The following is a 2,051-nucleotide window of genomic DNA, read 5'->3' on the forward strand; positions in this document are numbered from 1 at the left end:
CCGGCCGACACGCTGCGCCAGCGCCCCGACGTCCGCTCGGCCGAGCGCGCGCTCGCCGCCGCGACGGCGCGAATCGGCGTTGCCCAGGCGCAGCTCTATCCCTCGCTGGGGATCAGCGGCAATATCGGCACCACCTCCAACGCCTTTCGGAATCTGTTCGACCTGATCACCGGCGGCGTGTTCGCCAATGTCGCGCAGACCATCTTCGACGGCGGCCGCCTCGCCTCGCAGGTTCGCTCGCAGCGGGCGGCGGCGGACGGCGCCTTCGCCGCCTACAAGCAGAGCGTTTTGAACGCGCTGGAGGATGTCGAAAATGCCATGGCCTCGCTCGCCAGCGCCCGCACGCGCAAGGCCGAGCTTGCCACCGCCTATGAAGCGTCGAACAGTGCCGCGATCCTGGCGCGCAGCCAGTATCAGGCCGGCCTGATCGACTTCCAGACCCTCTCCACCAGCGAAAACACGCTTCTCAGCGCGCGCAACGGCCTGGCCGGCGCGCAGGCCGACGAGGTCCTCGCCGTGGCCCAGCTCTACAATGCGCTGGGCGGCGGCTGGCAGAACATGGAAACCCGCCCCGATGAGCAATGACGTGACCACAGATCAGGATCTCAACGACTTCCTCGGCGCGAAGCCGGACCGTCCGTGGCGCAAATGGGTGATCCGGGGCGGCATCGCGCTCGTCCTGTTGATCCTCGTCCTGCTGCTGGCGCGCTGCTTCTCCAGCGGGGAAAAGCCCAATTACGCGACGCGGGAGGTGCGCAACGGCGACCTTACCGTCACCGTCTCCGCCACCGGCAACCTCAAGCCGATCAATCAGGTCGATGTCGGTTCGGAACAGTCGGGCAAGATCACCCAGGTCTATGTCGACGTGAACGACCGGGTGACGCGGGGCCAGAAGCTCGCGGAACTCGACACCCGCCGCCTGGTCGATTCGATCACGCAGAACCGCGCGCAGGTCGCCTCCAGCGAAGCCAGCGTCGCGCAGGCACAGGCCCAGGTGGCGCTGGCGAAGGCGACGCTGGATCGTCAGCTCAACGTCTTCCAGCTGTCGGGCGGCCGCGTACCCGCAAAGACCGAACTGGATTCGGCTCGCGCGAACTACAGCCAGGCGCTCGCGACGCTCCGTTCGGCGCAGGCCCAGGTCCAGGTGTCCCGGGCGCAGCTCTCGACCGCCCAGACCAACCTCTCGATCGCCCAGATCGTCTCGCCCGTGACCGGGGTCGTGCTCTCGCGCGATATCGAGCCGGGCCAGACCGTCGCGGCATCATTCAATGCGCCGGTGCTCTTCACCATTGCAGAGGATCTGACCAAGATGGAGGTCGAGGTGTCGGTGGACGAAGCCGACGTCGGGCAGGTCAAGGAAGGGCAGAGCGCCAACTTCTCCGTGGACGCCTTTCCCGGCCGCACCTTCCCGGCGCGGGTCACGCGGGTCAATGTCGGATCCAACAGCGCCAGCTCGTCCTCCTCCTCGTCCAGCAGCACGACCGCCAGCACGACTGGCACCGTCGTCGCCTATACGGCAGTGCTCGCGGTCGACAACAAGGACGAGATCCTGCGCCCCGGCATGACCGCGACCGCCGACATCGTTACCCAGGAACTGCATGACGTGCTGCTTGTCCCCAACGCCGCGCTGCGCTTCAAGCCCAGCAGCGGCGCCGGCCAGGGCGGCGGCATCACCAGCGTCCTGCCCGGCCCGCGCCGCTTCCGCCGCGGCAATGCGCAGCAGGTGAACTTCGGTGCAGGCAGCACCCAGACGGTCTATGTCGTGGACGCCGACGGCAATCCCAAGGCGGTCCAAGTCGTGGTGGGCGCCAGCGACGGCGCGCGCACCGTGGTCACCGGAGGCGACCTCAAGGCCGGCATGCGGGTGATCACCGGACAACTTGCCGCCGGCCAGCAGGCCCCGGCCGAAGACCAGCGCGGCGACGCCAATGGCGGTCCGGGCGGAGAAAAGGCCCGCGACAGGCCGCGCAACCGCTCGACTGACGGCAGCCCAGCGACGGTCGGCAAGCTCGGCAATTCGGGCGACGCCGCGCCTGAAACCGCGCCGGTCG

The 2,051-nt window shown here is 68.5% G+C and carries 2 protein-coding genes; both read left to right on the forward strand.

Annotation, left to right across the window (positions count from 1 at the left end; genetic code table 11):
* Positions 1–585: TolC family protein (locus M529_RS25450; protein ID WP_021316096.1), on the forward strand; the 585-nt coding region annotated here is incomplete at its 5' end.
* Positions 575–2,051, forward strand: a 1,477-nt coding sequence (locus M529_RS25455; RefSeq protein ID WP_021316097.1) for an efflux RND transporter periplasmic adaptor subunit, incomplete at its 3' end; no start/stop codon positions are given. The genes M529_RS25450 and M529_RS25455, both read left to right, overlap by 11 nt.

Source organism: Sphingobium ummariense RL-3, from assembly GCF_000447205.1.
Taxonomy (GTDB): Bacteria; Pseudomonadota; Alphaproteobacteria; order Sphingomonadales; family Sphingomonadaceae; genus Sphingobium; species Sphingobium ummariense.